General features: G+C 31.4%; 26 protein-coding genes. 14 read left to right on the top strand and 12 right to left on the bottom strand.

The window, feature by feature from the left end; genetic code table 11:
* Positions 1-7 precede the first annotated feature (7 nt).
* Positions 8-913, bottom strand: a complete 906-nt coding sequence (accD, locus tag Q0O83_RS02150) for an acetyl-CoA carboxylase, carboxyltransferase subunit beta (protein ID WP_294093725.1) — start codon at positions 911-913, stop codon at positions 8-10.
* A gap of 107 nt (positions 914-1020) precedes the next feature.
* Here accD and Q0O83_RS02145 point away from each other — a divergent pair, with 107 nt between their 5' ends.
* The 4 genes from Q0O83_RS02145 to citG are packed head-to-tail and all read left to right on the top strand — an operon-like array spanning position 1021 to position 4632.
* Positions 1021-1695, top strand: a complete 675-nt coding sequence (locus tag Q0O83_RS02145; protein WP_294093724.1) for a chorismate mutase — start codon at positions 1021-1023, stop codon at positions 1693-1695.
* Positions 1696-1726: 31 nt separating this feature from the next.
* Positions 1727-2245: a hypothetical protein gene (locus Q0O83_RS02140; RefSeq protein WP_294093722.1), complete on the top strand. Its 519-nt coding sequence runs from the start codon at positions 1727-1729 to the stop codon at positions 2243-2245.
* Positions 2242-3276 (top strand): [citrate (pro-3S)-lyase] ligase, encoded by a 1035-nt coding sequence (gene citC, locus Q0O83_RS02135; RefSeq protein ID WP_294093720.1) that lies wholly within the window; start codon positions 2242-2244, stop codon positions 3274-3276. The genes Q0O83_RS02140 and citC overlap by 4 nt, the downstream gene beginning before the upstream one ends.
* Positions 3277-3282: 6 nt before the next feature.
* Positions 3283-4632, top strand: a complete 1350-nt coding sequence (gene citG, locus Q0O83_RS02130) for a triphosphoribosyl-dephospho-CoA synthase CitG (RefSeq protein ID WP_294093718.1) — start codon at positions 3283-3285, stop codon at positions 4630-4632.
* 37 nt (positions 4633-4669) lie between these two features.
* On the opposite strand, the gene Q0O83_RS02125 is transcribed toward citG, so the two are convergent.
* Entirely contained in the window at positions 4670-5284 is a 615-nt protein-coding gene (locus Q0O83_RS02125; RefSeq protein ID WP_294093716.1) for a CoA pyrophosphatase, read from the bottom strand.
* Positions 5285-5433: 149 nt separating this feature from the next.
* Here Q0O83_RS02125 and Q0O83_RS02120 point away from each other — a divergent pair, with 149 nt between their 5' ends.
* From Q0O83_RS02120 to Q0O83_RS02075, 10 genes are all read left to right on the top strand, one after another.
* Positions 5434-6177, top strand: coding sequence for a DeoR/GlpR family DNA-binding transcription regulator (locus Q0O83_RS02120; protein ID WP_294093714.1), 744 nt, complete (start codon positions 5434-5436; stop codon positions 6175-6177).
* Positions 6174-7088, top strand: coding sequence for a 1-phosphofructokinase (gene pfkB / locus Q0O83_RS02115; RefSeq protein WP_294093712.1), 915 nt, complete (start codon positions 6174-6176; stop codon positions 7086-7088). Before Q0O83_RS02120 ends, pfkB begins: the two co-directional genes overlap by 4 nt.
* A 14-nt stretch (positions 7089-7102) precedes the next feature.
* Positions 7103-8947: a PTS fructose transporter subunit IIABC gene (locus Q0O83_RS02110; protein WP_294093711.1), complete on the top strand. Its 1845-nt coding sequence runs from the start codon at positions 7103-7105 to the stop codon at positions 8945-8947.
* Between the two features lie 138 nt (positions 8948-9085).
* Entirely contained in the window at positions 9086-9652 is a 567-nt protein-coding gene (locus tag Q0O83_RS02105) for a glycerol-3-phosphate responsive antiterminator (protein ID WP_294093710.1), read from the top strand.
* Positions 9653-9756: 104 nt separating this feature from the next.
* Positions 9757-10512, top strand: a complete 756-nt coding sequence (locus Q0O83_RS02100) for an MIP/aquaporin family protein (RefSeq protein ID WP_294093708.1) — start codon at positions 9757-9759, stop codon at positions 10510-10512.
* Positions 10513-10545: 33 nt separating this feature from the next.
* A complete protein-coding gene (gene glpK, locus Q0O83_RS02095) occupies positions 10546-12039 on the top strand; it encodes a glycerol kinase GlpK (RefSeq protein ID WP_294093706.1) in 1494 nt (497 codons plus the stop codon).
* Between the two features lie 138 nt (positions 12040-12177).
* The gene (locus tag Q0O83_RS02090; RefSeq protein WP_294093704.1) at positions 12178-13605 is read left to right on the top strand and encodes an NAD(P)/FAD-dependent oxidoreductase; all 1428 of its coding nucleotides are present in this window, start codon (positions 12178-12180) and stop codon (positions 13603-13605) included.
* Positions 13605-14858, top strand: a complete 1254-nt coding sequence (locus Q0O83_RS02085) for an FAD-dependent oxidoreductase (protein ID WP_294093702.1) — start codon at positions 13605-13607, stop codon at positions 14856-14858. Before Q0O83_RS02090 ends, Q0O83_RS02085 begins: the two co-directional genes overlap by 1 nt.
* A 1-nt stretch (position 14859) precedes the next feature.
* On the top strand, positions 14860-15204 hold the full coding sequence (locus Q0O83_RS02080; RefSeq protein WP_294093700.1) for a DUF1667 domain-containing protein: 345 nt from the start codon (positions 14860-14862) through the stop codon (positions 15202-15204).
* 53 nt (positions 15205-15257) lie between these two features.
* Positions 15258-15998, top strand: a complete 741-nt coding sequence (locus Q0O83_RS02075; protein WP_294093864.1) for a tRNA1(Val) (adenine(37)-N6)-methyltransferase — start codon at positions 15258-15260, stop codon at positions 15996-15998.
* 20 nt (positions 15999-16018) lie between these two features.
* On the opposite strand, the gene Q0O83_RS02070 is transcribed toward Q0O83_RS02075, so the two are convergent.
* From Q0O83_RS02070 to cysS, 10 genes are all read right to left on the bottom strand, one after another.
* Positions 16019-16483 (bottom strand): bifunctional precorrin-2 dehydrogenase/sirohydrochlorin ferrochelatase, encoded by a 465-nt coding sequence (locus Q0O83_RS02070; protein ID WP_294093698.1) that lies wholly within the window; start codon positions 16481-16483, stop codon positions 16019-16021.
* The gene (gene hemL, locus Q0O83_RS02065; RefSeq protein ID WP_294093696.1) at positions 16473-17780 is read right to left on the bottom strand and encodes a glutamate-1-semialdehyde 2,1-aminomutase; all 1308 of its coding nucleotides are present in this window, start codon (positions 17778-17780) and stop codon (positions 16473-16475) included. The genes Q0O83_RS02070 and hemL overlap by 11 nt, the downstream gene beginning before the upstream one ends.
* Before the next feature lies 1 nt (position 17781).
* Positions 17782-18753 (bottom strand): porphobilinogen synthase, encoded by a 972-nt coding sequence (gene hemB, locus Q0O83_RS02060; protein ID WP_294093694.1) that lies wholly within the window; start codon positions 18751-18753, stop codon positions 17782-17784.
* A gap of 1 nt (position 18754) precedes the next feature.
* Entirely contained in the window at positions 18755-20233 is a 1479-nt protein-coding gene (gene cobA / locus Q0O83_RS02055; protein ID WP_294093692.1) for a uroporphyrinogen-III C-methyltransferase, read from the bottom strand.
* Positions 20226-21125, bottom strand: a complete 900-nt coding sequence (hemC, locus tag Q0O83_RS02050; RefSeq protein WP_294093689.1) for a hydroxymethylbilane synthase — start codon at positions 21123-21125, stop codon at positions 20226-20228. Before hemC ends, cobA begins: the two co-directional genes overlap by 8 nt.
* Positions 21125-22120 (bottom strand): glutamyl-tRNA reductase, encoded by a 996-nt coding sequence (hemA, locus tag Q0O83_RS02045; RefSeq protein WP_294093686.1) that lies wholly within the window; start codon positions 22118-22120, stop codon positions 21125-21127. Before hemA ends, hemC begins: the two co-directional genes overlap by 1 nt.
* 193 nt (positions 22121-22313) lie before the next feature.
* Positions 22314-23231 carry an ATPase gene (locus Q0O83_RS02040; RefSeq protein WP_294093684.1) on the bottom strand — a complete coding sequence of 306 codons (918 nt, stop codon included), beginning with the start codon at positions 23229-23231 and terminating at the stop codon, positions 22314-22316.
* Entirely contained in the window at positions 23231-24253 is a 1023-nt protein-coding gene (locus Q0O83_RS02035) for a rod shape-determining protein (RefSeq protein WP_294093860.1), read from the bottom strand. The genes Q0O83_RS02040 and Q0O83_RS02035 overlap by 1 nt, the downstream gene beginning before the upstream one ends.
* Positions 24254-24281: 28 nt before the next feature.
* Complete coding sequence (locus Q0O83_RS02030) at positions 24282-24653, bottom strand: ribonuclease III domain-containing protein (protein WP_294093682.1); 372 nt, start codon at positions 24651-24653, stop codon at positions 24282-24284.
* A complete protein-coding gene (gene cysS / locus Q0O83_RS02025; protein ID WP_294093681.1) occupies positions 24641-26065 on the bottom strand; it encodes a cysteine--tRNA ligase in 1425 nt (474 codons plus the stop codon). Before cysS ends, Q0O83_RS02030 begins: the two co-directional genes overlap by 13 nt.
* Positions 26066-26070: the final 5 nt, after the last annotated feature.

Here is a 26070-nt window from a genome sequence, read left to right as displayed (position 1 = left end):
GCTATTTCTAGATTATATTATCTATAATTTTATGAAGAGTTCTCTTCATATCCTCTCTTTTTACAATTACATCAACCATTCCACACTCTTGTAAGAACTCACTTCTTTGGAACCCGTTTGGTAATTTTTGCTTTATAGTTTGTTCAATTACTCTTTGACCTGCAAATCCAATCAAAGCATCTGGTTCTGTCATTATAACATCCCCTAACATAGCAAACGAAGCTGTTACTCCACCAGTTGTTGGATTAACTGGTATAGAGATAAATGGTAGCCCTGCAGCTCTCAATCTTTCTAATGCCGCTGACGTCTTTGCCATCTGCATAAGCGACAATATACCTTCATGCATTCTAGCTCCTCCTGATGAAGATACAACTACGACAGGAACTTTAAATTTAATTCCTCTTTCTATAGCTCTAGTTATCTTTTCACCAACAACCGATCCCATACTTCCACCTAAGAAGTCAAAATCCATAACAGCTATACTTACTTTTATTCCAAAAATATCCCCAATTCCTGCTACTACACCCTCAAACATTCCTGTTTTTTCCACTGCGGCCTCATACTTCTCTTTATATCCTGGGAAATCTAAAGGATTTTCTGAAACTAAATTTTTATCCATCTCTTGGAACGTATCCTCATCAATCAATAGTGCAACTCTTTCTTTAGCACTCATTGAGAAATAATAGTCACAGTGTGGACATTTTTGTAAATTTTGTTCAATATCGTTTTTATAAATAATCTCATTACATTCTGGGCATTTCTCCCAAAGACCTGTTATCTTAGTCTTTTTTATTATTTTTTCCTCTTTTTCTTCAACTTTTTTATTTTCTGATTTATTTTCCTTAACAGTTAAAGTCGCATACTTTTTTTTATTCAAAGAAAAAAACTTCATATTTTCCTCCTGAAACTTCATTTATTTTTTAATATTTCAATATCTCATTCTATAAGATTTTTCACTATATTTCAATAATTATTTGATTTTGACACTTTTATATTATAAAATGACTATTGATAATATTCATGAAATGGGTGATTAAAATTACAAATAATATTAATGAATTAAGAAAAAAAATTGATACTATCGATAAAAAAATAATAGAACTAATTGCGAACAGAATGGAAGTTGTGCATCAAGTTGGTGTTACAAAATCTAAAGAAAATAGCCGAATATATGTTCCTGAAAGAGAGAGTGCTATCTATAAAAAATTGAGTTCTCATTCTGAAATCTCATCTCAAGATATCGCTGGTTTTTATACAGAGATTATATCTTTCTGTAGAAAACTAGAGGGGATTTTAGATGTTGCTATCAAGAAAGATAGCTACTCTTTAATTGGTGTCAAAAAACTATTTGGTGAACATGTAAATCCAATTTTCATCGAAACCTTTGAGTCTTTTGATAAAAACTGTATAAAATATATTTTATCTCCTTTCAACAATGAGATTTTAGATTTTATTCAAAAAAACAATTGGTTTGTTATCAATAAAGTTATTGTAGATAACGAATCTTTTTATCTTTTTTCTAGTTTTGAAAACACTTTATTAGATAACGAAGATATCGCTTTTATTTTAAATACTCAAAAAATATCTGATGATTTTATAAAATTAAATGAAGATACTTTTATAAATTTACTACCTTATAATAAGGTTAAATCTTGTTACGATTTTAAAATTTTGGGTGTTATTCCAAAAAATTAGCTACATTATTTAAATAACAGGGGGAGGGAAAATGTTAAAAAAACTAATTGTAATACTTTTTACTCTTTTATTTTTAAGTTGTAATAATCTATCTATATCAAATCCTATTGAAAGCTCTTTATCTGATGAAAGAGTTACAACTTCTGTCGATTCAGAAAACGAAGTTGTTGGAATAGGTTCTGCAAAGATTAGCAGTAGCGGAACTCTTGTTGCTAATGGAAAAGCTTCTCGTGAAGCAAAAGATCGTTTAAAATCTAGAATTTTAGCTGAAGAAGATATTATCTTTAAATCATTTTTAGTTCCCGCAGATCCATACACTAAAAAAATACTATCTCCAGCTTTATCAGATTTAATGGATTACACTGCAACTCAACTAGTTCAAAGAGCTGTTGAAAAAGATTCTTGGTCTGAAAATAATAAAGTTTACATCGTTTATAGTATGTCAAAAAGTGAGATTTTAAGTGAATCTCAAAATATTTTTATTCAATATATTGATGATATCACTAGTAAATTTCAACTTATAAAGGAAGGAGTGAATCAATCACAATGAATATAGAAACATTAAATCTAAAAAGCAATTATCAAAAAAATGAGTTGAAAGATTTTTTGAAAAAATTCCATTTAACTTTTGATGATAGTATCGATTATTCTTTAGTTATTAGAAGAGATGAAGAGATTGTTGCAACAGCATCAAAGAGTAAAAATATCATAAAGTGTTTTGCTATAGATGACTCTTTAAGAGGTGAAGGTGTTACAAATACCTTAGTTACAACACTTTTAAATAAATCTTTTGACGAGGGTATTTTTCACAGTTTTGTTTTTACAAAACCATCGAATGAGGATATTTTTAAAGGAGTCGGATTTAAATCTATCTCAAAAACAGATAAAGTTGCACTTCTTGAAATAGGAATGAACTCTATAGATAAAACTATCAATAAAATCAAAAGTCAACTTAATTGGCAGCAAAATAGTAGTAACGGACTTTTAATAATGAACTGTAACCCTTTTACTTTAGGACATCAGTTTTTAATTGAATATGCCGCTGATAAAATGGATAACATCTTAATTTTAGTTGTTGAAGAGAATAAATCATCATTTCCATTCAATGATAGAATTGATTTAGTAAAAAAAGGAACTGCTCATCTGAAAAATGTTACTGTTTTACCTAGTTCTGAGTATGTTATATCTTCTGCTACTTTCCCTAATTATTTTCTTAGAAAAGAGGACGATTCTCTTATAGAATTTATGAAACTTGATACTCTTATTACAGCAGAGCACTTTTGTTCTAAATTGAATATTAATACAAGATTTGTTGGAGAGGAACCTTACTGTAATATTACACAAAAATATAATGAGACTATGATAGAAACATTCAAAAATTTCAATTTAAATGTTTCTATTATACCTAGAAAAGAGATGAAAGAAAAAGCTATCAGTGCTTCGAGAGTTCGAGAACTTTTAAAAAATGATGAGATTGAAGAATTAAAAACACTCGTTCCTCAATCTACATTTGATTACTTAATCTCAGAAAAAGGAAAGGAGATTGCAGAGAGAATTAAAAATTCTAACTCTGTTCACTAATTGACAATGTTTAATTTAGAAGAATTTTTATTAATGAGAGAAAAAAGAGTTGAAATTCAAAATTCAATAATTGAAAAATATAATCTTCCTATTTTAGTATTAAGAGCTAACTATCCTGGTGAAGATAAAAACAGTTTTGTTCCAAAATATATCCTAGAAATTTTAAAAGATGAGATAATAGATATCTTTAACTCTGATATTATTTTTTCTGAAAAATTAGAATCTATTGAAGGTCCAACATACATATATGCTATAAAAGATTTCGGAAGAGATATAAAAAAGATAGCTATGCTTATCGAAGAAAATCATCCTCTTGGAAGATGTGTCGATATAGATGTCTTTGATTCGAATGGTTATGCTTTTTCTAGAAAAGATTTTAATGGCGAAAAGAGAAAATGTCTTCTTTGTGAAGAGATGGCATTTGTCTGTGCTCGAAAACAAAGCCACACACAATTAGAAGTTCAGGATGCTATTAGAAACAAATTGGAAAAATATCTAGAGATTGAAAAAATAAAAACAGATGTTGTTCAAAGATTTTCAAACTTAGCCTTGAAATCTGTTATTTTAGAAGTTTCTGCTTTTCCTTCCTTTGGATTAGTATCACCTCAAAGTAATGGGTCACATGACGATATGGATTTCTTTACATTTATTCACAGTGGTTTTTCTCTAGACAGCTACTTTAAAGAGGTTATCAAAGCTGGTTATTCAGAGCTTCCAATTCATCTGATTTTTAAAAAAATTAGATATATGGGAAAGATTGCTGAAGATAAGATGTTTTTAGCTACAAACAATGTAAATACTCATAAAGGTTTAATATTTTTAATGGGAATAACAGCTGCTTGTGCTGCTAAAACAAAATCACAAAACCTACCTTTTGAAAATATCTCTACTTTTATTAAAGAGATGTGTAAAGATATTTTGAAAGACTTTGATAACATCCACTTAAAGAAAAAGTTAACTCATGGAGAAAAATTGTTTCTTAATCATGGAATTGTTGGAGTTCGAGGTGTTGCTAAAAGTGGCTTAGAAATGGTTTTTAATGGCGGAATATCTACTTTTAAAGACTCTATAGCTAACGGCGAACATATAAATCACGCTATGATCAGAACCTTGATATATCTAATGAGTATTTTAGAGGACACAACTATCTTACACAGACATGATATTAAGATATTAAATGAAGTTAAAGACACAGCTATCTATTTAAAAGAGAAATTTTCTAATGAATCTTTAAATATACAAACTTTAAATGAAATTGAACAAGATTTCATCAGTAAAAGAATTAGTCCTGGTGGAGCTGCTGATTTACTAGCTATTACCATGTTTCTATCTTTTATACAAAATAGTTTTGAGTAAAAAAAGAGGTTTGACCTCTTTTTTTATTTCCTGTTTTTTAATCCACATACTCTATTGCAGCTTTTATAATCTCAGCAGTTAATCCCCAAATAACTTTATCTTCATAAATATACAAAAATACCTCTCTTGGAGAACTTTTCCATGGTGAATGATACATTTTTGGAAGATTTAACTCTATAGCAGGAAATACATATTTAACTCCGTTTTCTTCATAATAAGGTCGAGTTTCTACTTCTAATTTTTCTACCCTAGGCTCATTATCTTTAAAAAATTGAACTGGAACTAAAAAACACTCCTCTACTTCATCCTCATTGATATTAATATTAATCAGTTCACTTTCATCCATAAATCCAAGAAAAGCTTCAACCATAACTCCTGAAGGTATAACCAATGTCCCAACTTTTCCTTTTATCTCAATTTTATCTATTCCAATCTCCTCAAAGCTTTCTCTTAAAGATGCCTCTAAAGCGGTTTCATTCTCCTCTACTCTTCCTCCTGGAAAAGATATATCTCCTGCTTGTCTAATCCCTTTTGCTCGTTTTTGAAATAAAAAATATTTACCATCACTTTTTTCAACAACCAAAGCTATAACTGCTGAATTAAAATATCTATCTTTTCCAATTATTTTCTCTGTAAAATCAAGTTTTTTCATATTATCTCCTCCTTTTTCTATTCTAACTCTTTTTTTTAAAAAAGTCCTTTATTTTTTATTTTTGATTGATTTTGAAAGTTTTTGAAAGAAAATGATTGATTTTTATTTTATACTATGATAATATACTTCATATAAAAGGAAGTGATTTTATGTTAAATATAGAGAGAGAAAATTCTATTTTAGAACTGTTAAGACAAAAAGAGGTTGTAAAAATCCAAGAAATTGTTGATATTCTAAATGTTTCTGAGGCTACTGCTAGAAGAGACTTAGCTGCTCTAGAAAAAAAAGAACTTGTTAAGAGGGTTCATGGTGGAGCTATCTTAAACAACTCTTTAGATACAACAAAGGATTTTAATATACAATTCAGAAGAAATCTTAATAAAGAGGAGAAAGAAAAAATTGCACAACTTGCTGCATCTTTTGTCAAAAGAGACTCATGCATATTTTTAGATGCTGGTACAACTACTCTTTGTATGATTAAACATCTTAAAAATTTAAATGTAAAAGTTATCACAAATGGTTTAAACCTGATTGATGAACTAGAAAAATATAATATTGAAAGCTTTTTAATTGGAGGAAAAATTAAAAGTAAAACTAGTTGTACTGTTGGTTTTTCTGCTGTTCAATATTTAAAAACATTCAACTTCGATTCAACTTTCATCGGAGTAAATGCTCTTAATATTGATGGGTGTAGTACTCCATCTTTTGAAGAAGCCATGATAAAATCTGAGGCTATCAATAGAGGAGCAGAAACTTTCTTCCTATGTGACCATACAAAAATAGGAAAACATAGTTTCACAATTTTTTCAACTTTAGATAAGGGAACTGTTATTACAGATAAGCCTCTTCCTAAAGAATATCAAAATTTAGTAAAAGTGGAGGTCGTAGAATGATATATACATTAACTTTAAATCCTGCAATAGATTATTTTTTAGCTTTTGACTCTTTTGTTGAAGGAAATCTAAATACTCCTAGAGAGACTTATAAATTACCTGGAGGAAAAGGGATTAACGTTTCAAAAATTTTAAAAAACTTTGATACAGATTCTATCTGTCTTGGATTTATCGGTGGATTCACTGGAGATTTTATCAAATCAGCTTTAGAGAGTGATGGACTACAAACAAAGTTGTTCAATGTTAAAGAGGATACTCGTATCAATATAAAAATAAATAATAACGGACTTGAAAGTGAGATAGCTGGAACTTCACCTACAATAAACAAGGAAAATCTAGACGAGTTATTCCACTTCATAAAAACTAATCTGAAAAGTGGCGATATCTTAGCTCTTTCAGGAAGTGTTCCTGCATCAATCCCCACATCTATATATGCTGATATAATCGATGCTATTCCTAAAGATGTGAAGGTTATTTTAGATACAAGAGGTTTACCTTTTGAGATAGCTTTAAAAAAAGGTGTCTTTTTAATAAAACCAAACAAGGATGAAATAAACGAGTTTTTCAACTCAGATTTTTCTACAAACGAAGAATTAATCGAAGCTGGAAAAAAACTACAGACTATGGGTGCTGAAAACGTTCTTATATCTCTTGGAGCTAAAGGTTCTATCTTCATTACAAAAGATGAAATCTTTATAAGTGGAGTTCCAAAAGGAAAGCTAATAAGTTCAAATGGTTCTGGAGATTCTATGATCGGTGGTTTCATCTATGGACTAAATAAAGAGCTTCAATTAGATAAGTGTTATGAACTTGGAATTGCTTCTGGAAGTGCTACTGCATTCTCTAAAGGCTTAGCAACTTTTGAAACTATGGAAAATTTACTAAAAGAAATAAAAATTAATAAGATATAATCGGGAGGATAATCATGTTAGATAAAATGTTAGTTAAAAACTGTATGAAACTAAACTTAAAAGCTACAACTAAAGCAGAAGTTATAGATGAGCTTGTTGAAGTTTTATATGCAAACGGAAGACTTAATGATAAAGATGAATTTAAGAAAACTATAATAAAAAGAGAAGAGCAAAGTAGTACTGGATTGGAAGAGGGTATTGCAATTCCTCACGGGAAATCAGCTTCTGTTAAAATTCCTACAGTTGCTTTTGGATTATCAAAAGCTGGAATTGATTACGATTCGTTAGATGGAGAGCCTTCAACACTATTCTTCATGATTGCTGCTCCTGCTGATGCTACAGATTCTCATATAGAGACTTTATCACAACTTACTTCTCTTCTTTTAGAAGACGATGTAAGAGAGCAACTTTTAAATGTTACTTCAGAAGAAGAGGTTCTGAATATTCTTTTACAAGATGCACCTGCTAAAGAGGAAACTGTTTCTGTTGGAAATAACTTTGATGTTTTAGCTGTAACTGCTTGCCCTACAGGAATTGCTCATACATATATGGCTGCTGAAGCTTTAAATAAAAAAGCTAAAGAGATGGGTGTAACTATAAAAGTTGAAACTAATGGTTCAACTGGTGTTAAAAATATGATAACTGACGAAGATATCAAAAATGCAAAAGGAATCATTGTTGCTGCAGACAAAAATGTTGATATGGCTAGATTCAATGGAAAGAACGTTGAGATTGTTCCTGTTAAAGATGGAATAAAAAGACCTCAAGAACTTATTCAAAACGCGTTAGATAAAAAAGCCCCTGTGTATTCTTCTAATGAAACTTCAAAGTCTACATCTAATGATAGAAAAGGATTCTACAAACATCTTATGAGTGGAGTTTCTAATATGTTACCATTCGTTGTTGGTGGAGGAATATTAATAGCTTTATCATTTATCTTTGGAATTAACGCATCTAATCCAGCTGATCCTAGTTTCAATCCAATAGCTAAGATTCTTATGGATATCGGTGGAGGAAATGCCTTCTTCTTAATGGTTCCTGTTTTAGCTGGTTTCATTGGTATGAGTATAGCTGATAGACCTGGTTTTGCTCCTGCTATGGTTGGAGGACTTATCTCTGCTAACAATGGTGGAGGGTTCCTTGGTGGTTTAGTTGGAGGATTCCTTGGTGGTTATGTTATTGTACTTTTAAAGAAAGTATTCTCTAAGTTACCTGAAAAATTAGAAGGAATTAAACCTGTTTTACTTTACCCTCTATTTGGTATTTTAATAACTGGTCTTCTTATGTACACTGTTGTTATATCTCCTGTGGCAGCTATAAATAACGGTATCACTAACTTCTTAAATAGTCTTGGAACTGGAAACTTAATCATATTAGGTGCTGTTTTAGGTGGTATGATGGCTATTGATATGGGTGGACCTATCAACAAAGCTGCATTTACATTTGGTATTGCTGCTATCGCTGCTGGAAACTACTATCCTCATGCTGCTGTTATGATTGGTGGAATGACTCCTCCTTTAGGAATAGCTCTTGCTACAACATTATTTAAGCATAAATTTACTAAAGATGAGAGAGAAGCTGGTTTAACTAACTATATTATGGGTGCATCGTTCATTACAGAGGGAGCTATTCCTTTTGCTGCTGCTGATCCGATGAGAATAATACCTAGTTGTGTTATAGGTTCTGCTGTTGCTGGAGGATTAGCTATGGCATTCAAATGTCAACTTCCTGCACCTCATGGTGGACTATTTGTACTACCTATCATTACAAATCCATTAATGTACCTTGTTTCAGCTGTAATAGGTTCATTAATAACTGCTGTTTTAATAGGAATTACTAAACCAGCTAAAAATATATAAACACTTAGCATTTAAAAGAGAGTTTTAAGCTCTCTTTTTTAATTTCTCATCTTTTGAAACATTTTAACTGTTTTTTATCTTGACATTTAAAATTAATATAGTATACTTGTTATTGATAAGACACAAAAGGAGATTAAAATGAACTCAAATTTCGAAAAGATTTTAATCAAAAACAACAAAATACTTGCTGTAAAAGATCAACAAACTTTAGAGAATGCTCTTTCAAGCTCTGCTAAAATCATATTTTTATTAAGTAGTGATATCTGCTCTGTTGAAGAAACAACTCGTTTAATCAAAGCTAGTGGAAAAATATGCTTTGTTCATTTAGATATGATACAAGGGCTGAATACAAAAGACAACTCTGCCATAGATTATCTCAAAGAAAATACTTTTGCAGATGGAATTATTACAACAAAATCAGGAGTAGCTAAGTATGCTCACAAAGTTGGGTTTTTAGTTATTCTAAGATGTTTTTTAATAGATTCAATTTCATTGACTACAACAGCTAAACTTTTTAACGAAACATATATTGATGCAATAGAAATTCTACCTGGAGTTATGCCTAAAATTATCGAAAAAATTTCAAAGCAAAGCTCAATCCCTATTATAGCTGGTGGACTTATATCCGATGAAGAGGATATAAATTTAGCTTTAAATAGTGGAGCTGTCGCAATATCCACAACAAAATTAAATATTATAAGTTAATTTAGCTAGAGATATTAGAGAAGCTATTCAATCAAAAGGAGTTTCAAATCCTTATTTTTTGAATAGCTTTTTTTAATATAAAAAAAATAATATGGGAGGATATCATGAATGTTTTTGTAGCTGAGTTTATAGGTACTGCAATTCTAGTTTTACTTGGTAATGGTGTTGTTGCAAATGTAGTTTTAAACAAAACAAAGGGAAATAATTCAGGGTGGATTGTTATTACTACAGCTTGGGGACTGGCTGTTATGACAGGAGCTTATGCTGTTGGATGGGTTAGTGGTGCCCATTTAAATCCAGCACTTACTATCGGTTTTGCTGTTGCTGGGCTTTTTCCTAAAAATCTTGTTCTAGGGTATGTTATTGCACAAGTTTTAGGGGCTATGTTAGGTCAACTCTTTGTATTTTTAACTTATAAAAGACATTATGATGAAACAACTGATACAGGTTCTATTTTAGCTTCTTTCTCTACTGGTCCTGCTATCAGAGATTTAAAATGGAATTTTGTAACAGAAGCTATTGGTACTTTTATGCTTGTTTTTGGTTTATTAGCTATCGGTCATATTAACAACCAAGCTTTCACTGCTACACTTCCTAACGGAGAGATTATCAAAGGGTTTACTGGAATCGTAGGACCTTTACTTGCTGGATTCTATATTTGGAGTTTAGGTTTAAGCTTAGGTGGACCAACAGGTTATGCTATAAATCCAGCTAGAGATTTAGGTCCTAGAATAATGCACTCTATTTTACCTATCACTAACAAAGGAGATTCTGATTGGGCTTATGCTTGGGTTCCTATAGCTGGACCTATCATCGGTGGTATTATTGGAGCATTAGCTTTTGCGGCAGCTTTTAACTAAAAAAATTAATTTCTAAACAATAGGAGGATTTTTATGAAATATATAATTGCATTAGATCAAGGAACAACTAGTTCAAGAGCTATAATTTTTGATGAACAACAAAATATAATTGCAAGTGCACAAAAAGAGTTTAAACAAATCTATCCTAAAGAGGGATGGGTAGAACATGATCCTATGGAGATATGGGCTAGTCAAAGTGGAGTCTTAGCTGAAGCTATGGGACAATCTGGAATTTCTCAACATGACATCATTGGTATTGGAATCACAAACCAAAGAGAGACTACAATAGTTTGGAATAAAGTTACTGGTAAACCTGTTTATAATGCTATTGTATGGCAATGTAGAAGAACTGCTCACATTTGTGATGATTTAAAAGCTAAAGGATTAGCTGATTATATAAGAGACAATACTGGATTAGTTGTGGATGCTTACTTCTCTGGAACTAAAATAAAATGGATTTTAGATAATGTTGAAGGAGCTAGAGAAGCTGCTGAAAGAGGAGAACTTCTTTTCGGTACTGTTGATACTTGGTTAATTTGGAAACTTACTAATGGAAGATCACATGCAACAGATTACACTAATGCTTCAAGAACTATGATATACAATATAAAAGATCTTTGCTGGGATGAAAAACTTTTAACTGAATTAAACATTCCTAAATCTATGTTACCTGAAGTTAAAGATTCTAGTGGAACATTTGGATACGCTAACTTAGGTGGTAAAGGGGGACACAGAGTTCCTATTTGTGGAGTTGCAGGAGATCAGCAAGCTGCTCTATTTGGACAGGCTTGCTTTGAAAAAGGAGAAGCAAAAAATACATATGGAACTGGATGTTTCATGCTTATGAATACCGGTGATAAGATGTATCAAAGTCAAAATGGACTTTTAACTACTATCGCTATTGGTTTAGATGGTAAAGTAGAATACGCTCTTGAAGGAAGTATATTTGTTGCTGGAGCTGCAGTTCAATGGCTAAGAGATGAAATGAAGTTAATAACTGATTCAAAAGATACAGAGTATTTTGCAAACCAAGTTAAAGATAACGGCGGAGTATATTTTGTTCCAGCTTTTGTTGGATTAGGAACTCCTCACTGGGATATGTACGCTAGAGGAGCAATCTTAGGTCTTACTAGAGGAGCTAATAAAAATCATATTATCAGAGCGACTTTAGAATCTATCGCTTACCAAACTAGAGATGTTTTAGAAACTATGCAAGCTGACTCTGGAATTGAATTAAAAGCACTTAAAGTTGATGGCGGAGCATCTGCTAACAACTTCCTAATGCAATTCCAAGCTGACATAATCGGTAAAGAGGTTCACAGACCATCTACAGTTGAAACTACAGCTTTAGGAGCTGCTTACCTTGCTGGTCTTGCTGTTGGATTCTGGGATAATAAAAATGAGATTAAGAAAAATTGGTGTCTAGAAAAGACATTCACTCCTAATATGAGCGAAGAGGAGAGAAATCTAAAACATAAAAAATGGAAAAAAGCTGTAGAAAGATGTTTAAATTGGGAGCTTGACTAATCCCTAAAAAAGTAGTATAGTTAGATTAGAAAAATTGAATATTAGCAATAGAGATGAAGAGAGCTAAAAAAGTGTTGGTAACAAGTTACCACCTTTTTGTGCTCTCTTTTTTGCTATTAAAAACTAGGAGGGAATTTTATGTATGATATTTTAATCATTGGTGCTGGTATTATTGGAACTGGTATCGCAAGAGAGCTTTCTAAATACAAATTAAAAGTTGCAATTTTAGAAAAAGATACCGATGTATCTAATGAAACAACAAAAGCTAACAGTGCTATAGTACACGGAGGATACGACGCTAAAGAAGAATCACTTATGGCTAAATTAAATGTTTTAGGTAACTCTTTGTATGAGGATTTATGTAATGAGCTTTCTGTTCCATTCAAACGTAACGGTTCACTTGTTTTAGCATTCAATGAAGATGAGTTAGAACATCTAAACGTTCTTTACAATAGAGGTATCATAAATAAAGTTCCTGGCCTAAGTATTATCAACCAAGAAAAATTAAGAGAGCTAGAACCTAATGTAGATGAGAAAGCTATCGCTGCACTTCACTGCTCTTCAGCTGGAATTGTTTCTCCTTGGGAGTTTGCAGAAGCTCTTATAGATAACGCTGTGGAAAACGGAGTGGACCTTTTCCTAAATACAACAGTTAAAAACATTGTAAAAACTGACGAAAATTTTGATGTTCATACTGACAGTGGAATCTTCCATACAAAATATGTTTTCAACTGTGCTGGTGTCCATGCAGATTTAATTCATAACTTAATTGCACCTGAATCATTTAAAATTTTACCAAGAAAAGGTGAATACTTTGTTCTTGATAAAACCCAGGGAAAAAGAGTAAATCAAACTGTTTTCCAATGCCCATCAAAATTAGGAAAAGGTATTTTAGTTACTCCAACTGTTCACGGAAACCTTTTAGTTGGTCCTGATGCACAAGATATAGATAATAGATTTGATGTTTCAACTGCAACTGATAGACTTGAATATATTAAATTTAAAGGTAGTCACTCTATTAAAGATATAAACTTCAGAGAAAATATCAGAACTTTCGCTGGAATTAGAGCTGAGTCAGATAGAGGTGATTTCATAGTTGAAGAATCTTCTGTGAAAGGATTCTTCGATATTGCTGGTATAAAATCTCCAGGGCTTTCTGCTGCTCCTGCTATAACTCTAGCTGCAATAGATTTATTAAAAACTTCTGGAGCTAATCTTAGTTTAAAAGATAACTTTATAACTCCTAGAAAGCACACTCTTTTCATGCATCTTTCTGCAGAGGACAAAGCTAAAAAAATAGCTGAGGATGATAGATTTGGAAGAATGATTTGTAGATGTGAAATGATTACTGAGGGAGAGATTGTCGAAGCTATCCATAGACCTGTTAAAGCTACTACTATGGATGCTGTAAAAAGAAGATGTCGACCTGGTTCTGGTAGATGTCAAGGTGGATTCTGTGGGCCTAGGGTTCAAGAGATTATCGCTAGAGAGTTAAATAAAGATATTAAAGATGTTATCTTAGATAAAGCTAATTCATATATTTTAACAGAGGAGTTGAAGAAATAATGAGATATGATGTTGTTGTTATAGGTGGAGGACCTGCTGGTCTTGCTGCTGCTAAATCAGCTTACGAAAATGGTGCTAAAAATATTGTAATTCTAGAAAGAGATAAAGAGTTAGGTGGTATTTTACAACAATGTATTCATAATGGATTTGGTCTTCACAGATTCAAAGAGGAATTAACTGGTCCTGAATACGCTCAAAAATATATTGAATTTGTTAAACAATACCCGATTGAAATAAAATTAGAAACTATGGTATTAAATATATCTAAAGAGAGAGTTATCTCTATGATTAATCCGATAGATGGGTACCAAGAGATTGAAGCTAGTTCTGTTATCCTAGCTATGGGATGTCGAGAAAGAACTAGAGGAGCTATAGCTATCCCTGGAGAAAGACCCTCTGGAATATTTACAGCTGGAGCTGCTCAAAGATACATAAATATGGAAGGATATATGGTTGGAAAAAAAGCTGTTATTCTCGGAAGTGGAGATATTGGACTTATTATGGCAAGACGTTTAACTTTAGAAGGAGCTAAAGTTGAAGCTGTTGTTGAGCTTATGCCATTTTCTGGTGGACTAAACAGAAACATTGTTCAATGTCTTGATGATTTTGATATTCCTTTACTTCTATCTCATACAGTTATTGATGTTAAAGGAAAGGATAGATTAGAAAAAGTTGTTGTTGCAAAAGTAGATGAAAATAGAAAACCAATTCCTGGAACAGAGATTCATTACGATTGCGATACTTTACTTCTTTCTGTTGGATTGATTCCAGAAAACGACCTTTCAAAAGAAGCTGGAGTTATTTTAGACAACAGAACTAGCGGTCCTATTGTTAGTAACTCAATGGAAACAAGTATTCCTGGTGTATTTGCCTGTGGAAATGTTGTTCATGTCCATGACTTAGTTGACTTTGTAAGTGAAGAGGGTGAAAGAGCTGGAAAATTTGCTGCTTGTTATATTGCAGAAGAGAATTGTAAAATAGAGAATGTTTCAAATGTTAAAAATGGAGATGGAATTGTTTATACAGTTCCACAAGTTATTAATTTAGATAATCTACAAAATAAACTTGAAATTTTTATGAGAGTTAATAATGTCTATAAAAACAAAAAAATTGTAATTCGAGAGGGTGACAATGTAATTGCAAGTTTTAAAAGAACTCATCTAGCCCCTGGAGAGATGGAGAAAGTTCTATTGCCAGAAGTTTTATTAAAGAGAATTTCTAAAGATATTATTATAGAGCTACAGGAGGCTTAAGATGAAAGAGATGATTTGTATTCTATGCCCTATGGGGTGTCATTTAAATATTGATATTGAAAACGATTATAAGGTTACTGGAAACTCTTGTCCTAAAGGAGAAACATATGGAAAAGAGGAGTTAATCGCTCCGAAAAGAGTGGTCACATCTATTGTAAGAGTTTATGGTGGAATACACCATATGGTTCCTGTAAAAACAGATAAACCTATACCTAAAGAGTTGGTTTTTGATTGTATGGAACTCTTAAAAGATATAAAAATTGAATCTCCTAAAAAGGTTGGAACTGTTGTTTTGGAAAATATCTTAGGAACTGGATCAAATATTGTTTTAACAAGAGATATATAGATTTTATTTTCCTACCTTTTTTGTTATAATAACTTTGGAGGTAGGAAATGACTATTAATGAAAATGAAGTTATAAATAACTTATTAAATAAAAATTTAAAAATTATTCAAAGACCTGATTTTTTCAATTTCTCTCTAGATTCTTTACTGGTATCAAACTTTATATCTTTAACTAGAGGAACTAAGAAAATTTTGGATTTAGGAACAGGAAATGGAGCTATCCCTCTATTTCTTTCACAGAGAACAGACGCTAAAATTACTGGAATTGAAATCCAAGATGTTTCTGCTGATTTAGCTTTAAGAAATATTGAATTAAACAATTTAAGTGGGCAAATCTCTATTATCCATGACAATATGAAAAATTGGAACAAATATTTACAACATGGTTCTCAAGATGTTGTAGTTACAAATCCACCTTTTTTCAAATTTCATGGCAATGAAAATCAGTTGAATGATCTCGATCAACTTACTCTTGCTAGACATGAGATCACTATAGATTTAGATGGATTGATTGAGGTTTCATCAAAACTTTTAAAAGATAAGGGATACTTTGCTATGGTTCATAGACCTGACCGTTTCTTAGAGATTGTTGATACAATGAGAAAATATGGAATTGCTCCTAAAAGAGTTCAATTCTGTCATTCTAAAATTGATAAACCAGCTAAAATACTTTTAATTGAAGGAATTAGAAACGGGAAAGATGCACTTACTATACTGCCCCCATTTATCTCTCACGATAATGATGGCAAATATTCAAAAGAGGTTCTTCAGCTATTTGAGGACTTCAAAAGTTAATCAAAAAAAAGACTAGTCACCTAGTCTTTTTCTTTTACTCTATTTTTCAAATACTCTATTAACTCTTTTTTCAATTTTACAGATTCTTTCGGATTTCCTTTTGCTGAAACTGCAATCTGATACTCATTTGTATCTATGTGTGCTGTAAATCTAGCTGACATATAAACCTTTGATGTTATGTTATTTACTAAAATATTATTATCTTCACAAAGGTCTACTATCATCTCATTTAGATTTTCATCATCTGTTGCTGCTACAACTAAAAACTTATCTTTTATATCTTCAACTTTAAAAACTCTTTTTTCAGCTTCAATATCTAAATCAATAATTTCAGGTAGAATATATGGAGCTATCACAATAACTCTAGCACCATACTCCACTAAACTCTTAACTTTTCTTAAAGCTATCTTTCCTCCACCCACAACTAAACAATCTTTATTTGTCAAATCTATGAATAAAGGAAAAAAAGACTTTCTACTTTCCATTAAGTTCACCAATTTTTTTAAACGCTAACTCCATCACTTCTAAAGTTTTATCTAAATCCTCTTTAGAATGCTCTGTTGAAACAAAATGCGCTTCATATTTTGAAGGCGGTGCTACAACACCGTTATCTAATAAAGTATTAAAGTATATTGAGTAGTGCTCTGTATTTGAATCGATAACATGATCTAAGGCTGTTACCTCTTTTAAATCTGTAAAGAAAATTGTGAATAAAGAACCCAATCTATTTATCTTGATAGGCACTTCATATTTTTTTCCTAACTCTTCGATTTTATCAGTTATATAGATAACTTTCTTTTCTAGCTCTTTATAAAGAGTCTCTTTATTTTTCATTAAGTAACTTACCATTTCAAAACCAGCTCTTACAGCCACTGGATTTCCTGATAAAGTTCCTGCATGATAAACTCTTCCAACAGGAGCAATCATATCCATAATCTCTTTTTTTCCACCAAAAGCTCCAACAGGATATCCCCCTCCTATTATCTTTCCTAAAGTTGTAATATCTGGAGTTATACCATAATACTCTTGAGCTCCTCCAAGAGCTACTCTGAATCCTGATATTACCTCATCAAATATAAGAAGTGTTCCTGTCTCTGTACAGATATCTCTCATAGCTGTTAAAAACTCTTTTGAACTATCTATCAGTCCCATATTAGCTGGAACTGGCTCCATGATTAAAGCTGCAACCTCTTTACTTTCTAAAATTGCTTTCACTCCAGCAACATCTCCAAATTTTGCAACTAAGGTATCTTTTAAAACACCCTCTGTTATTCCGTTACTATCTTGGTATCCATCTGTTAAAAGTCCTGAGCCTGAGCTAACTAAAAGTGAATCTGAATGACCATGATAACATCCTTCAAATTTCAGTATTTTATTTCTATTCGTGAAAGCTCTAGCTACTCTTATAGCAGCCATAGTAGCTTCTGTTCCTGAAGTTGTAAATCTTATCATATCCATCGATGGGTAACACTTACAAACTAACTCTGCTAACTCTACCTCCATCTTTGTTGGTAATCCAAATGAACTTCCAAGCTCAATAGCCTCTCTAACACCATTTAAAACTATCTCATTGTTATGCCCTAAAATTAACGGACCCCATGAACAAATATAATCTATATACTCATTGTTATCCTCATCATATATCTTAGAACCTTTTCCTCTATTTACAAAAATAGGGTATGTTTTATCCACTGATTTAAAAGCTCTAACAGGACTATTCACTCCACCAGGAATAATCTTAACAGCTTTCTCATATATTTTTTCTGAATTACTGTATCTCATATTAAACTCCTCTTTTCAACCATTTCGCTACATCTTTTGCATGGTAAGTAATTATTATATCCGCACCAGCCCTTCTCATAGCATACATATTTTCCATTACAACTTTCTCTTCATCTATCCAACCATTTTCTGCGGCAGCTTTAACCATTGAATACTCTCCACTTACATTATAAATAGCTACTGGATTATTTATCGCATCCGCTACACCTTTAACTATATCTAAATAAGGCATCCCTGGTTTTACCATTATTATATCTGCACCTTCATCTAAATCGTTTTGAACCTCAATCATATAATCTTTTGAATTTCTAAAATCCATTTGATAAGTTTTTCTATCGCCAAAAGCTGGTGCTGAATCTGCAGCTTCTCTGAACGGTCCATAATATGCCGAAGAGTACTTAACACTGTAAGACATAATTGGTAAATTTATAAAACCATTTTCATCTAACACTTCTCTTATCGCTGCAATTCTTCCATCCATCATATCTGAAGGAGCCACTATATCTGCCCCTGCTTTAGCGTGTGATAGCGCCACCTTTTGAAGAAGCTTTAATGTTTCGTCATTTAACAACTCTTCTCCTCTTAAAATTCCACAATGCCCATGAGATGTATACTCACAAAGACAAACATCTGTCACTATTAAAAACTCTGGATATTTAGATTTAATAAATCTTATAGCTTCTTGAACAATACCTGTTTCACTATATCCTTCACTACCTACTAAATCTTTTTTCTTAGGTATTCCAAAAAGAAGTAGTGATTTTATTCCTAACTCCTTTAACTCTTTTAACTCCTCTTCTAATCTATCGATAGAGATTCTAAACTGTCCTTTCATCGATGAAATTTCAACTTTTATATTCTCTCCCTCCTCTATAAACAGAGGATAAATTAAATTATCCAAAGAGAAATCTATATTTTTAACTAAATCTCTCATAGTTTGAGAAACTCTTAATCTTCTCGTTCTATTAAACATACTACTTTTCATCTCCTATTACAGATATAACACCATCTACATCAAAAACTTTTGCTTCTAAAGATACATTGTAGCCTAACTCTAACATAGTCTTTGTTGTTACAGGACCTATCGATACAAGTTTTTTGCTATCTAAAAGTGATAAATCTCCCTCTATACTTTCATGGAAAGCCTCAACTGTCGATGAACTTAAAAATGTAATATACTCCACTTCATTTAGTATAGACTCTACTTTATCTTTAGGATGAATATTTTTTCCAGTTTTATAAACTACTAACTTATGAAACTCTCTATTATAATCTTCACTCCACTTCTCACACTTTGCTGGAGAGATATCCGAAGTTACAAATAAAACTTTATCTCCATCCTTCGTAAAATTAACAACCTCTTTTGCTAACTCTGTACCCATATATTTTTCTGGAATAAAGTCAGGTATTATTTTATACTCTCTTAACAGTTCATCTGTTTTAGCTCCAACCACACCAATTTTTAAATGCCCTAATGATCTAATATCTTTTATATTTTCCATAAAGTATTTAACTCCATTTGGTGAGTTAAACAAAATTGCACTATACTCTTTCAACTCTCTTTCGTCAAAAGATTCTGCACTCTCTATATTTATAAAAGGCAACTCTCTTACTGTAGCTCCCTTTACTCTTAATTTCTCAGAAAATTCAGCAGCTTGTTTCTCATCCCTTGTCACTAAAACTTTTTTTCCTGAAAGAGGTTGATTTTCAAACCACTTAAATGTTTCTCTCATATTAACAACATCACCAATTATAGTTATTGCAGGTGGAACAATCTTTTCCTCTTTAGCTTTTTCTACTATATCTTTTAAAGTTCCAACTGTAACTCTTTGGTTCTCACTCGTTCCTTTTTCTATAACTGCCACTGGTGTATCTGGATTTTTACCATTACTTATTAAATCTCCAGTTATTAAATCTAAATTTTTAATCCCCATTAAAAATACAAGAGTTCCATCTAATTTTGCTATTGTCGAGAAGTCATGCCACTCGCCATTTTCCATTGTATGACCTGTGAATACATGAAATGATCTTGCTAGTCCTCTATGTGTCACAGGGATTCCTGCATATTCAGGTACAGCTATTGATGAACTTATTCCTGGAACAATTTCAAATGGAATAGAGTGTTTTACTATCTCCTCTATCTCCTCTCCACCTCTACCAAAAACAAAAGGATCTCCACCTTTAACTCTTGCCACCACTTTACCCTCTAAAGCTTTTGAAGCTAATGTCTTATTTATCTCATCTTGGATTACTCCACCTTCAGTATTTCCTTTTCCAAGATATATCATCTCTGCTGATGGCTTAGCTAGTTTTAAAACCTTTGGATCTATCAATCTATCATAAACTACACAGTCTGCTTCCTCTATACATCTTTTCCCTTTTAATGTCAATAGATCTATGTTTCCACAACCTGCACCTATTATATATACTTTCCCCATCTTTTGATTAACCATTTATTTTCTCCCTTATCTTCGCAGCTAATTTATGAGCAATCTCTTTTCCTAAAACTCTATTCTCTAAAACCTCAGCTTTATACATAATATCCTCGTGACAGTAAACACCCTTTAAAGATATTTGATCTCCAACTCTTTCTCCTGAACATCCCATCGGAGTGTGACACCCTCCGTCAAAAATTTTAGAGAACTCTCTTTCTATATCTACAATCTCCTCTATCTCAGGATTGTGAATACTATTTAAAATTGATTTTATATACTCATCATTTCCTCTACATTGAATGTGTAAAGCTCCTTGAGCTGGTGCTGGCATCATTAGTTCACAATCTAACTCTTCTGTTATTCTATCTTTTAATCCAACTCTTTTAAGTCCTGCCGCTGCTAAAAGAATAGCATCGTATTGTCCCTCATCAAGTTTTTTTAATCTTGTGTGTATATTTCCTCTAAGTTGTTTTATCTCTAAATCTGGTCTTAAAGTTTTTAATCCCATAGTTCTTCTTAAAGAACTTGTTCCTACAACTGCCCCACTAGGTAATTCCAATAATTTTTTGCCATCTCTAGATACAATTACATCTCTGTTATCCTCTCTATCTGGAGTAGCTCCACAAATAAGTCCAGGCGGAGACACTATTGGCATATCTTTCATAGAGTGTACTGCTATATCAACTGTTCCTTCTAACAACTCATGTTCAATCTCTTTTGTAAAGAAACTTTTAAGTGATTTATCACTGTTGTTCCAATTACTCACTAAATCTTTATCCCCACTTGTTACAATCACTTTTATTTCAAACTTCAGTTCTGGATAATTTTTTTCCAGTCTTCCTTTTATCATCTCACTTTGAGCTAATGCTAATATACTTCCTCTACTTCCAATTACGATTTTCTCTTTCATTATGCAATCCCTTCTTTGTATTCAAACCATTTTTTTAAGTTTATCATCTGTTCACTTAGCATATACTCATATTTATTCAATAGATTCTCTCTATTTTCTAAATTTTCGTAATAAACTCCCCAAACATCATCTATATTGTATAAATTTATATTTTTAAAATCATTTAGCTCCTCTTCAATATCTCTTGGAACAGCTAAATCTAAAAATATGTAATCTTTATTTTCATCTAAAAGTGGAAGTATCTCCTCTTTTTTTATAATAGCATGAGGTGCAGAAGTCGCTGATATTATTATATCACTTTTTGCTACCTCTTCTAATTTATTTTCAAAACTAATTACATCAGTATTATATACATTACTTACTTCAACAGCTTTATGATAACTTCTATTTGTTATAGTCAAACTTTCATATTCCTCTTTTGTTATAAGTTCCATTATATCTCTTGCTAAATCTCCGACACCAAGTATCAGAATTTTTTTATCCTTTAAATTCACAACTTTATTTTTTATAAATTTTAACGAAATAGCTTCTAACGATAAAGCGTTATGGCATATCTTACTTTTATTTCTAAATTTTTTGCCTAACTCAATCGCTTTGTTAAAAATTACATTCATATTCGAACTAGAAATTTTATTTTCCATGCTTGTTAGCTGAGCTTTTTTTATTTGAGCTAAGATTTGATCTTCACCTTTTATCACAGATTCAAATCCACAAGTAACTCTAAATAAATAGTTTACAGCTTCATGCCCTTGTTTTATAAAAATATCATCTAATCCAATATCCTTTTGAAAATCTTCTAAAGAATAGTTTTTATCCAAATGTAGATAATATTCAACCCTTAAGCAAGTAGATAAATTTACATATCCAATAATCTTTCCATCTTGGAATAATCGTTTAATTAAAGATGTCGGATCATTTTGTATAAACTTTTCCCTTTGGCACAAATCCAACTCTTTATGCGTTATTCCAAAAACAATAAAATTTTTAAAATACATCTAGATTCCTTCCCTCTATGATTTATTAATTACATATATATTATAATACTTTTTCTAAATAATTTTAAGCCTATTTTCGAAAAAATCATATTATTTTTGAATGAAAAATATACAAATCATCAATAAATATTATAAATAGTACTTTTAATATATAAATAATATAAATGAAAGAGAGTGATTGCACATCACTCTCTTAAATGTTTGTATAAAATATTGTCAGTAAATTTTTTAAGTTTATAGAGCTCTTCGCCATATTTTTTAGTTCTAATAACTTTTCTAAGTTTTTATTTCTACTTCCAATTAAACTTAAAGTATAACTTAGAATCTCTTTTATTAACTCTCTATCATTTGTATTTAATAGAATCTCATCTACAAAATATAACTTATCCCCTAAAGTTAAGTACTCTTTTGTATTTATAAAATCTCTTATAGATTTATACATCTCAACTTTATGATAAAAATCCTCGGTATCTATATAACTTTTTATATTACTTCCAACTCTTTCAAATGAGCATCCCTCTTTTAAATCAATCAAAGATGATTTTTTATATAAATCAATTTCCTTTGTCTTTCCTAAAAAGAAGTTATACTCCTCTTCTGCTATTCCAATCTCTTCATGAGTTTCAGAAATAAAATTCAATAAAATTGCTCTAGATTTTATAGTTGGCAAGATATTTAAACTAGATGACATCAAAATAAAGAAACTGCCTGAATTTGGTTCCTCTATTAATTTTAATAAAGCGTTTGCAGATTCTTTTCTCAATCTTTCAACATCTCTAATCAAGTATATCTTTCTTTTTCCTTCATATGAATTTGTAGAATCTCTGTAAGCTAACTCTCTAATTTTTTCAATTTTAATTCCTGTTATATCATCTAAAACCTCTAAATCTCCGTGAGTTTCACTTTCTATTCTAATACAATTCTCACATACACCACAGAAATCATCTATATTATTACTGCAATTTAAACTCTTTGCAAAAGCTTTTGCAAACTTTTTTAAAAGCTCTCTATCAGCACCATAAAATAGATATGTTCCTGCTTCTCTACCAAATCTAAGCTCTTTTTGAAGAAAATCAATAGCTTTTTTATTTGAGTTAAAATCTTTAAACATTATCTTTCGGCCTTTTCTATCTTTCTTAATACAGAGATTTGATCTAAAGCCATTCCTGCACCTTTTACAACACTCTCTAAAGGTGAATCTGCTAATCTTACATTTAGTGATGTATGTTTAGATATTAATTCTGGGAAGTTTCTAATTAAAGATCCTCCTCCAGCCATAACTATACCTCTATCAATTATATCTGCTGCTAACTCTGGTGGAGTTTTTTCTAGTACATCTTTTACACAAGTTACAATCTCCATTAAAGAGTCCATTATAGCTTCTCTAATCTCTTCTGAACCTACAGTAACCGACTTAGGAAGACCTGTTATCAAGTCTCTTCCTTTGATTGTCATAGTTTCCTCTTCTGCCATTGGAATCGCTGTTCCAATTTGCATTTTTATACTTTCAGCTGTTTTGTCTCCGATTAATAGCGTGTGAGTTTTCTTAATATATTTTATTATATCCATATCAAAGTTGTTTCCAGCTGTTCTAATTGTTTTACTAACAACTGTTCCACCTAGAGATATTACCGCTACATCTGTTGATCCTCCACCGATATCTACAATCATATTTCCTTCTGGAGCTGATATATCAATTCCTGATCCTAAAGCTGCTGCTCTCGCTTCCTCTATTAAGTAAGCTTTCTTAGCTCCAGCTGATAAAGTAGCTTCTAGTACAGCTCTTTTCTCTACTCCTGTAACATCAATTGGTACACAAATCATAACTTCTGGCATGAACATAGAGTATTTTCCAAACACTTTTTTTATAAAGTACTTTATCATTGCCTCTGTTATATCATAATCTGCTATAACTCCTTCACTTAAAGGTTTCACTGCAACTATTGAATCAGGTGTTTTTCCTAGCATATCTTTAGCTTCATTTCCAACAGCTAAAACTTTTCTACTTTCTCTTTCTACTGCAACAACAGATGGTTCATTTAATATTATTTTTCCATGTTTTTTACTGTATACCAATGTATTTGCTGTTCCTAAATCTATTCCTATACTTCTGCTAAATCCAGGTAGTTTCAATTTGAATCCCACTTAATATCACTTCTCCTTAACCTAAGTTTTTTTCAACTATTTTTTTTATATCTTCAAATTTCCCTTCTGCATACAAAGCTCCAATTAGAGCTTCAAATGCAGTTGCTTCTTTATACTCCATAACAGTACATGACTTAGGGAATGTCTTTATATTACTATTTTTAGCTCTATTTACAAGACCTAACTTCTCCTCATCCAAATCATCAATTATATTTTTTAAATACTTACTTTGAACTTGAGCATTTACATGTTCCTTGACAAGTCTATTTAGATTTTTTATATTGTAACCTTTATTTATAAAATATGTTCTTATAGAAAGTTCCCATACAGAGTCACCTAAATATGCTAAAACTAATCCATTTGCTTCACGCACATTTAAATCGACCATGTTGTTTTATCCTTCCCATCTTTTATTTTTATTCCCATCTCTAAAAGTCTATCTCTTACTTTATCTGAGAAAGTCCAATCTTTATTATCTCTAGCTTCTCTTCTTAATTCTAATAGAAACTCTATCAACTCAGTTGTCATATTTCCTACTTGAACTTCTACTTTTAATAATACTCCAAATACATCTTCCATTACATTTCTGATATATTCTACTGCTGCTTCTATAACTTCAAATCCAACTTTTGATACTTTGTCCTCTTCAGCAGCTTTATTTAACTCTTTTACAAGTTCAAATATAGCTCCAATTCCTCCAGCTGTATTGAAATCCTCATCCATACATTTAACAAATTTATCTTTTGATACCTCTAACATTGTATTTAACTCTACTAAATCAGAACCACCTTCAACTGGTTTAGATGTTAACTTCTCTTTTCCTCTTGCAACAGCATTCTCAATTCTTTCTAATCCAGCTTTACTTTGGATTAATTCATTATCTGAGAAATCAATTGGCTTTCTATAGTGAGAACTTAAAATAAAGAATCTTACAACTCTTCCTTCAAACTGCTCTAAAACCTCTCTCAATAGGAAGAAGTTTCCTAGAGATTTTGACATTTTTTCACCTTTTACATTTATATATCCATTATGTATCCAATACTTTGCAAACTCTCCACCTGTTCCACACTTAGATTGAGCTATCTCATTTTCATGATGAGGGAATATTAAATCTTGTCCTCCACCGTGAATATCAAATGTTGGTCCTAAGTATTTGTTAGACATTGCTGAACACTCTATATGCCAACCTGGTCTACCTTTACCCCAAGGTGAGTTCCAGAATGGTTCTCCCTCTTTCGCAGCTTTCCAAAGAGCAAAGTCCAACGGATTTCTCTTTATTTCTGATACATCTATTCTTGCACCACTTTGTAGATCATCTATACTTTGTCCAGATAACTCTCCGTATTCACTTTTATAGCTGTTTACATCAAAGTATACATCTCCGCTAGATTCATATGCATATCCTTTTTGAATCAAAGTTTTTATAATTTTTATCATATCACCAATATGTTCTGTAGCTTTAGGTCTTATCATACCCTCTTCTTTTAAATTAACTTTTGCTGTATCCTCAAAATAAGCATCAATATATTTTTTAGCTACATCCTCTAAAGTAATTCCCTCTTCATTGGCTCTTTTTATCATTTTATCATCAACATCTGTAAAGTTTTGAACATATTTTACTTTATATCCTCTAAACTCAAAATATCTTCTAACCGTATCGAAGAAAATTGCTGGTCTTGCATTACCTATATGTATATAGTTATAAACTGTAGGACCACAAACATACATCGATACCTCTCCCTCTTTTAGAGGTTTAAATACTTCTAATTCGCCTTTAAGTGTATTATATATTTTTATCATGTTTT

It is taken from the genome of uncultured Cetobacterium sp. (genome assembly GCF_945952365.1).
GTDB lineage: Bacteria > Fusobacteriota > Fusobacteriia > Fusobacteriales > Fusobacteriaceae > Cetobacterium_A.
The sequence above is the reverse complement of the archived record's forward strand: the minus strand, read 5'-3'. Positions and strand labels throughout refer to the sequence as shown.

Bases quoted from the DNA above. Each gene is read 5' to 3' on its own strand.
- accD (WP_294093725.1), bottom strand. From the start codon at position 913: ATGAAGTTTCAGGAGGAAAATATGAAGTTTTTTTCTTTGAATAAAAAA.
- Q0O83_RS02145 (WP_294093724.1), top strand. From the start codon at position 1,021: ATGAAATGGGTGATTAAAATTACAAATAATATTAATGAATTAAGAAAA.
- Q0O83_RS02140 (WP_294093722.1), top strand. From the start codon at position 1,727: ATGTTAAAAAAACTAATTGTAATACTTTTTACTCTTTTATTTTTAAGT.
- citC (WP_294093720.1), top strand. From the start codon at position 2,242: ATGAATATAGAAACATTAAATCTAAAAAGCAATTATCAAAAAAATGAG.
- citG (WP_294093718.1), top strand. From the start codon at position 3,283: ATGTTTAATTTAGAAGAATTTTTATTAATGAGAGAAAAAAGAGTTGAA.
- Q0O83_RS02125 (WP_294093716.1), bottom strand. From the start codon at position 5,284: ATGAAAAAACTTGATTTTACAGAGAAAATAATTGGAAAAGATAGATAT.
- Q0O83_RS02120 (WP_294093714.1), top strand. From the start codon at position 5,434: ATGTTAAATATAGAGAGAGAAAATTCTATTTTAGAACTGTTAAGACAA.
- pfkB (WP_294093712.1), top strand. From the start codon at position 6,174: ATGATATATACATTAACTTTAAATCCTGCAATAGATTATTTTTTAGCT.
- Q0O83_RS02110 (WP_294093711.1), top strand. From the start codon at position 7,103: ATGTTAGATAAAATGTTAGTTAAAAACTGTATGAAACTAAACTTAAAA.
- Q0O83_RS02105 (WP_294093710.1), top strand. From the start codon at position 9,086: ATGAACTCAAATTTCGAAAAGATTTTAATCAAAAACAACAAAATACTT.
- Q0O83_RS02100 (WP_294093708.1), top strand. From the start codon at position 9,757: ATGAATGTTTTTGTAGCTGAGTTTATAGGTACTGCAATTCTAGTTTTA.
- glpK (WP_294093706.1), top strand. From the start codon at position 10,546: ATGAAATATATAATTGCATTAGATCAAGGAACAACTAGTTCAAGAGCT.
- Q0O83_RS02090 (WP_294093704.1), top strand. From the start codon at position 12,178: ATGTATGATATTTTAATCATTGGTGCTGGTATTATTGGAACTGGTATC.
- Q0O83_RS02085 (WP_294093702.1), top strand. From the start codon at position 13,605: ATGAGATATGATGTTGTTGTTATAGGTGGAGGACCTGCTGGTCTTGCT.
- Q0O83_RS02080 (WP_294093700.1), top strand. From the start codon at position 14,860: ATGAAAGAGATGATTTGTATTCTATGCCCTATGGGGTGTCATTTAAAT.
- Q0O83_RS02070 (WP_294093698.1), bottom strand. From the start codon at position 16,483: ATGGAAAGTAGAAAGTCTTTTTTTCCTTTATTCATAGATTTGACAAAT.
- hemL (WP_294093696.1), bottom strand. From the start codon at position 17,780: ATGAGATACAGTAATTCAGAAAAAATATATGAGAAAGCTGTTAAGATT.
- hemB (WP_294093694.1), bottom strand. From the start codon at position 18,753: ATGTTTAATAGAACGAGAAGATTAAGAGTTTCTCAAACTATGAGAGAT.
- cobA (WP_294093692.1), bottom strand. From the start codon at position 20,233: ATGGTTAATCAAAAGATGGGGAAAGTATATATAATAGGTGCAGGTTGT.
- hemC (WP_294093689.1), bottom strand. From the start codon at position 21,125: ATGAAAGAGAAAATCGTAATTGGAAGTAGAGGAAGTATATTAGCATTA.
- hemA (WP_294093686.1), bottom strand. From the start codon at position 22,120: ATGTATTTTAAAAATTTTATTGTTTTTGGAATAACGCATAAAGAGTTG.
- Q0O83_RS02040 (WP_294093684.1), bottom strand. From the start codon at position 23,231: ATGTTTAAAGATTTTAACTCAAATAAAAAAGCTATTGATTTTCTTCAA.
- Q0O83_RS02030 (WP_294093682.1), bottom strand. From the start codon at position 24,653: ATGGTCGATTTAAATGTGCGTGAAGCAAATGGATTAGTTTTAGCATAT.
- cysS (WP_294093681.1), bottom strand. From the start codon at position 26,065: ATGATAAAAATATATAATACACTTAAAGGCGAATTAGAAGTATTTAAA.